This is a genomic window from Streptomyces zinciresistens K42 (genome assembly GCF_000225525.1).
Classification (GTDB): Bacteria; Actinomycetota; Actinomycetes; order Streptomycetales; family Streptomycetaceae; genus Streptomyces; species Streptomyces zinciresistens.
In genome coordinates, this window is the sequence record NZ_AGBF01000033.1 from 48,276 (window position 1) to 54,931 (window position 6,656).

The window sequence follows — 6,656 nt, forward strand, 5'->3', positions numbered from 1 at the left end:
ATGCAGGTGGGGGGCGGCGGGTGCGGTGGAGGGTGACGCGGCGGGGGCCGCTGGGCGGGTTTCAGCCCTTCTTCAGCACCAGTTCGGTGTTGCGGTCCTCGCGCTTACCGGCCAGGCCGGTGCGGGCGCCGGGGGCGTTGAGGGACAGTTCGCGGTAGAGGGACGCGAGACCCGTCTGGGAGAGGTCCGCGGCGCTCGCGCGGTACGGGGCGGAGGACTCGACCAGGGTGGTGAACAGGGAGACCGTGCCGTCCTTGTTGTCCACCACCTCGATGAGCCGGGCGAGTTGGGGGAAGTCGACGTGGGAGGCGGTGGAGATCTCCCAGAAGGCGCGCCCGCCGGCGGCGGAGTGCGGGGTGATGACGTTCTTGTGGATGTGGCCGTTGACCCAGGCGAGGACGTTGCGGTGGCGGGCGAGCAGGGCGACCACCTCGGCGCCGCCCACCCGCCGCTCGCCCGGACGGGCCGGGTCGCGGCGGAGGTTGCCCATCGTCCTGCTCGTGTGGTGGCTGAAGACGACGGCGTACGCGTCCTTGTTCTCCCGCAGCGTGCGGTCCAGCCAGGCGAACTGGGCCGCCCCGAGGGAACCTTCGTAGTGGCCGCCCGGGTCGGTGGTGTCGAGGCTGACGCCGATGACGTCGTCGGCGATGCGGAAGCTGTAGTACTGGGTGCCCGCGTCCAGGTTGGCCGTCGAGTAGCCGTGGCCGACCGGACCGCGGCCCTGGACCGCCGGGTCCAGATGGGCGCGCACGTACTCCCGCGGGGTGTAGGGGGCGCGGCGTTCGTCCGGGGTGACCGAACGCACCGAGCGGGCGTGGGACTTGAGGAAGTCCCGGAAGACGGCGCCCCTCGGGTCCCCGTCCTTCTTCAGGGACTGCTGGAGCTTCTTCGCCTCCGCGGCCGGCACGCTCATCAGCTTCTTCCCGCCGACGGCCAGGTCGGTGAGGTAGGAGTCGCCGTGCGAGGCGTAGGTGCCGAGCGGCAGCGCGTCGTGGTTGCCGACGGTGGAGTACCAGGGGATGTTCAGGCCGGGGCTGCGCACCTCGCGGACCGCGGCGGCCAGGAAGCCCTCGACGTAGGGGAATCCGAGCTGCTTGTCGGCGTCACGGACGCTGTCGCCTGCCTGCCAGTACAGCTTCAGGCCGCTGTTCTGGACGCCCTCGTAGCGGCCCGCGGCGCCCGTGTCGGGGGTGACCCGGCCGCCGCTCATCACGGTCAGGAACCACTCCAGTTCGGAGCGGGCGTTGTTGTCGGTGTTGTCGCCGGTGGTCATCGCGAAGTGCAGCGGTGCTCCGGTGACGGGGCCGCTCCGCAGCGCGTTGATCCGCTCGACGAGCGCGACGGCCCCCGGCACGGTCAGCGCCTCCTGGGGCCGCCAGGCGCGCACGTCGGCCGCGCGCAGGTACTCCAGCCGCAGCGGGTGCTGGGTGTCGGTCAGGTGCAGGTCGGTGAGCTGGACGAAGGCGGCGAGCGCCGTGCGCCGCCGCTCGCGGCCCGTCCTGGCGGAGGCGAGGTCCTCGCGGACGGCGCGCGCCCAGCCGGGGCCGTCGCCGAGCCGGCGGTAGCCGCTGCCGCGGGCGGTGGCGACGGCGGCCAGGGTGGTGCCCCTGGTGTACGGGGCGGACGCGGCCGGGACCCGGCGGGAGGCCCCCGCGGGGGCCTCGGAGGGGTCCCCGGCCGGGCCGGCGTCCGGGGCGCCCGCGGCGCCGGTGACGGCCTCGCTGTCGGTGGGCCGCAGGGCGTACCCGGCGCCCGCGGACAGGGCCACCGCCCCGGTGGCGGCGAACAGCGTACGGCGGTGGACGCCCGGCGCGGAGCCGGCGACAGAGCGTGTGCGCGACATGGCGCGATCTCCCCGAGTGCGAAGGCGTCGGCAGTGGCCGCGGACGGCCGCTGCCGCGAACCCCCCGCTCACCGGGGATCGTTGACATCGGGAATGACCTGCGTGTGAACGGCACGGCAACGCGCGACACCGATCGCCGTACGTGGATCTCGGGCCGCCTCGCGCGTTCACACCCGCTCCTCGAACGGCCCGGACGCGGTCACTGCGCGTTCACCTTCCGGGGTAGGGAGCGGCCTCGGAGCCGCGCCGCGGGCCCGCCCTCGGCGCGGCCCCGGCCCTCACCGGGAGCCCGCCCTCCCAGGGCCGGGCCTCGCCGGGAGCCCCGGCCCTTCCACGGCCCCGGCCCTCGCCGGGGCTCCGCCGCTCTCCCTCGGCTACGGCCTGTCGGGCCGTGCCCGCCCGGTGGCCGGCCGCTCGCGCCACAGGCGCAGTCCCCGGTCGACCAGGGGGATGCGGGGCAGGGCCGGCACCTCGGCCACGGGGTGCCAGGCCGCCATGTCGGTGGAGCCGCCGACCTCGTGGCGCAGCTCGCCGCCGGTGATCCGGGCCTCGTAGACGAGCCGTACGCTGTGGTGGTCGACGGGCCGGCCGAGGCGGCCGGGAATGACGTGGCACACGGAGTCGACGCCGAGCAGGCCGGTGGGCTCGACGCGGTAGCCGGTCTCCTCCGTCACCTCGCGCACGACCGTGTCGTAGGGGTCCTCGCCGTGCTCGGTGCCGCCGCCGGGCAGCACCCACTCGACGCCGCCGCCGGGAGCCGGGGAGCGGGCGAGGAGGAGCCGGCCGTCACGCACACATATGGCGTAGGCCGCCACCCTCAACTTCTGCTGCACACAAGGACATTAGCGTCCCGTGGGGCGGCTTGCCCCTGTTTGCGGCTCATCTCCCGGGGGGCCGATAGCGGGTTTTCCCCATCGGTCCATTTCGATCCGGTCAACTCTTCCCAAACATCCTTCCCTTGCATAAAGCTTCCGATCGTCCGGCATCACATGCCGGACCGCCGATGCTCCTTTACCTACAAGGGATGCCGATGATCAACAGCCCCCAGCGCGAACCGAAGCCGGGCGCGAGACGCGCGGCCCGCATAGCCGTGGCCGCGGGTCTGGTCGCCGCGCTGTCCGCGGCAGGGCCGATACCCCTGGCCGCCGCCGCGGACCCCGCGCCCGCGGTGGCGGACCCGAGCGTGAAGTCCGCGCCCGGCAAGCTCGGTTCGAACGACGCCGACCTGCTCGCCGACGCCAAGTCCACCGGCGCCAAGAACGTCACGATGATGATCGCGACCGCGCCCGGCCAGACCGAGAAGGTCGCCGCGCAACTGGAGACCGTCGGCTCCGTGGGCCGCACCTACGACAAGCTCGGCTACGTGCGGGCCACCGTCCCCACGGGCAAGGCCGACTCGGCCATCTCCGCCGCCGCGAAGCTCTCCTCCGTGCAGGCCATCGACCTGCGCGAGGAGATACCCCTGGAGGACCCCGCCGTCGACACGAAGAAGTCGACGCCCTCGGCCGGCTCGTACTCCGGCCCGAGCAAGCGGACCCCGGCCGAGAACCCGTACAACCCGTCCTTCGAGACGGGCGCCGTCGACTTCGTCGAGGACAACCCGAAGTCGGACGGCCGCGGCGTCACCATCGGCATCCTCGACTCCGGCGTCGACCTCGGCCACCCGGCGCTGCAGAAGACCACGACCGGCGAGCGCAAGATCGTCGACTGGGTCACCGCCACCGACCCCATCGTGGACAACGACCGCACCTGGCGGCCCATGACCACCTCGGTCTCCGGCCCGAGCTTCACCTACAGCGGCAAGTCGTGGACCGCGCCCGCGGGTTCGTACCAGGTGAGCGCCTTCCTGGAGTCGTACACCACCGGTGGCGACGCGGCGGGCGACGCCAACCGCGACGGCGACACGACCGACTCCTGGGGCGTCCTCTACGACGCCGCGAGCGGCACGGTCCGGGTCGACCTGAACAACAACTTCGACTTCGGTGACGACACCCCGATGAAGCCGTACAAGGACGGCTACCAGGTGGGGTACTTCGGCACCGACAACCCGGCGACCGAGGTCGTCGAGCGCCAGCCGTTCGTCGTGCAGGTCCGCAAGGACGTGCCGATGGACCCCTACGGCGGCACCTGGGTCGGCAAGAAGGCCGACTTCGTCAACATCGGTGTCATCCAGTCCCAGCACGGCACGCACGTCGCCGGCATCACCGCCGCCAACGGGCTGTTCGGCGGGAAGATGAACGGCGCGGCGCCGGGGGCCAAGCTGGTCTCCTCGCGCGCCTGCAGCTGGAGCGGCGGCTGCACCAACGTCGCGCTGACCGAGGGCATGATCGACCTCGTCGTCAACCGCGGCGTCGACATCGTCAACATGTCCATCGGCGGACTGCCGGCGCTGAACGACGGCAACAACGCCCGCGCGGCGCTGTACACGCGGCTCATCGACACCTACGGCGTGCAGCTGGTGATCTCCGCGGGCAACTCCGGCCCCGGCGCCAACACCATCGGCGACCCGGCGCTGGCCGACAAGGTCATCTCCGTCGGCGCGACCGTCTCCAAGGAGACCTGGGCCGCCAACTACGGCTCGGCCGTGGAGAAGAAGTACGCGATGATGCCGTTCTCCTCGCGCGGACCGCGTGAGGACGGCGGGTTCACGCCGACCCTGTCCGCGCCGGGCGCGGCGATCAACACCATCCAGACGTGGGCGCCGGGCTCCCCGGTCGCCGAGGCGGGCTACTCGCTGCCGGCCGGCTACGGGATGCTCCAGGGCACCTCGATGGCCTCCCCGCAGGCGACGGGCGCCGCCGCGCTGCTGCTGAGCGCCGCCAAGCGCAAGGGCGTCGACCTCACCCCGGCGAAGCTGCGCACCGCGCTCACCTCGACCGCCGACCACATCAAGGGTGTGCAGGCGTACGAGGAGGGGGCCGGTCTGATCAACGTCCCCGACGCCTGGGAGTCCATCCGCGACGGGGCCACCGCCGAGCAGTACACGGTCAAGGCACCGGTCGACACCGCGATCGACCAGTTCCTGGCGACGCCGGGCTTCGGCACGGGCGTCTACGACCGCGAGGGCGGTCTGAAGGCCGGGCAGAGCCGGACGTACGACGTCACGATCACCCGGACGACGGGCGCGGACCGGCCGGTCCGCCACGAACTGAACCTGGAGAACAACGCCGGGGGCACCTTCCGGATCGTCGGCTCGGACGAGATCAGCCTCGGCCTGAACAAGCCGGTCACCGTCAAGGTCGCCGCGAAGCCGTCCTCGGCCGGCGTCAAGAGCGCGATCCTGGAGGTCGACGACCCGCGCACCGAGGGCGTCGACAAGCAGATCCTCAACACGGTCGTGGTCTCGGCCCCGGTCAGGTACACCTACGCCGCGTCGGGTTCGGTCCAGCGCAACAGCTCCACGTCGTACTTCGTGACGGTGCCCGAGGGCGCCAAGTCGCTGGAGGTCGCGATGAGCGGCCTGAAGGGCAAGAGCCAGACCCGGTTCATCGCCATCCACCCGTACGGCGTCCCGTCCGACAACACCGGCACGCCGTTCTGCTACAACAACTACCTCGACGGAAACGGCTGCAAGCCGGACGTGCGCGCGTACGCCGACCCGCAGCCCGGCGTCTGGGAGATCGAGGTCGAGGCGCGCCGCACCTCGCCGCTGCTCGACAACCCCTACAAGCTGGACGTCGCCGTGCTGGGCGCGGCCTTCGACCCGGAGACGGTGACCGTCCCCGAGGCCAAGGTCGGCACCCCGGCCGAGGCGACGTGGAAGGTCACCAACCGCTACGCCGCGATCGACGGCAGGCTCGCGGGCGGTCCGCTCGGTTCGTCCAAGACGGCCCGGCCGGCCATCACCGAGGGCGTCACGCAGACCACCGCGGTCGACGTGCCCGAGGGCGCCGCGTCCCTGGACGTGTCGATCGGCAACGTCTCGGACACCGCCGCCGACCTCGACCTGGTCGTGCTCGACGCGTCCGGCGCGGAGGTCGCCAGCTCCGCCGACGGCGACTCGGAGGAGGCCGTCTCGATCCCCGAGCCGGCCGCCGGGAAGTACACCGTCCAGGTCATCGGCTACGCGGTGCCCAGCGGCTCGACCGCGTACGACTACCTGGACGTGTTCTTCTCCGCCGCGCTCGGCACGGTCGAGGTCGACGAGTCGGCGCCGGTGAAGCTCGGCACGGGCGCCTCGGCCACGGTCAAGGGCAGCGTCACCGCCCTGGCCGCCGCGCCCGAGGGCCGGGAGTTCTTCGGCCAGGTCCAGCTGCTGAACGCGCGGGGCACGGTCGCGGGCCTCGGCAGCGTGAAGATCGAGAAGGTCGCCCCGTAAGGACCGGGTACGGCCTGGGGGCGGGCGTCCGTAGGGGCGTCCGCCCCCTTTCTCATGGGCAGCCGCGCCCGCGGGCCGCGGCGAGCGCGGCGGTGAGCCCGGCCCGCTCGGGGGCGATGTCCGCCTCGCCGACGGCCCAGAAGTCGGGCACCCGGGCGCCGCGGGGGACGCCGACGAGGACCCGGTCGCCGGCCCGCAGTCCGGGGACGACGTCGGCGCCGACGACGTAGGCCGGCTCCCGCTCGCCGCCCCCGGGGCGGTAGACGCGGGTCGTGCGCAGGGTGACGCGGACCGACGCCGTCCCGGCGACCGGCTCGACGGAGCGCACCGTCGCCTCGGCCACGAGGCGGGCGCAGGCGAGGTAGCGGGGGCTGCCGAAGGAGGCGCCGGCGGACTCGGGCGACGCCTGGTCGGCGGCGGCGCTCTCGCTGCTCGCGCCGCTGCCGCCGCCCGCCTCGGCCGTCAGCCAGCCCAGGCCCGCAAGGAAGGCGGCGG

3 protein-coding genes and 1 pseudogene are annotated in these 6,656 nt (G+C 73.1%); 1 reads left to right on the forward strand and 3 read right to left on the reverse strand.

Going from position 1 to position 6,656, the window contains the following annotated elements:
• Window positions 1–61: 61 nt before the first annotated feature.
• Window positions 62–1,843: a TIGR03767 family metallophosphoesterase gene (locus tag SZN_RS13390; protein WP_007495191.1), complete on the reverse strand. Its 1,782-nt coding sequence runs from the start codon at window positions 1,841–1,843 to the stop codon at window positions 62–64.
• Window positions 1,844–2,217: 374 nt separating this feature from the next.
• Complete coding sequence (locus tag SZN_RS13395) at window positions 2,218–2,676, reverse strand: NUDIX hydrolase (protein WP_078508560.1); 459 nt, start codon at window positions 2,674–2,676, stop codon at window positions 2,218–2,220.
• A 197-nt stretch (window positions 2,677–2,873) separates the two neighbouring features.
• Here SZN_RS13395 and SZN_RS13400 point away from each other — a divergent pair, with 197 nt between their 5' ends.
• Entirely contained in the window at window positions 2,874–6,161 is a 3,288-nt protein-coding gene (locus tag SZN_RS13400; protein WP_007495196.1) for a S8 family serine peptidase, read from the forward strand.
• Between the two features lie 52 nt (window positions 6,162–6,213).
• Here the strand turns inward: SZN_RS13400 and SZN_RS41365 are convergent.
• Window positions 6,214–6,656 (reverse strand): annotated as a pseudogene (locus SZN_RS41365) (hypothetical protein); the annotation flags it as partial.

Excerpts from the sequence above, each read along its gene's own strand:
- SZN_RS13390 (WP_007495191.1), bottom strand. The coding sequence starts at position 1,843 with ATGTCGCGCACACGCTCTGTCGCCGGCTCCGCGCCGGGCGTCCACCGC.
- SZN_RS13400 (WP_007495196.1), top strand. The coding sequence starts at position 2,874 with ATGATCAACAGCCCCCAGCGCGAACCGAAGCCGGGCGCGAGACGCGCG.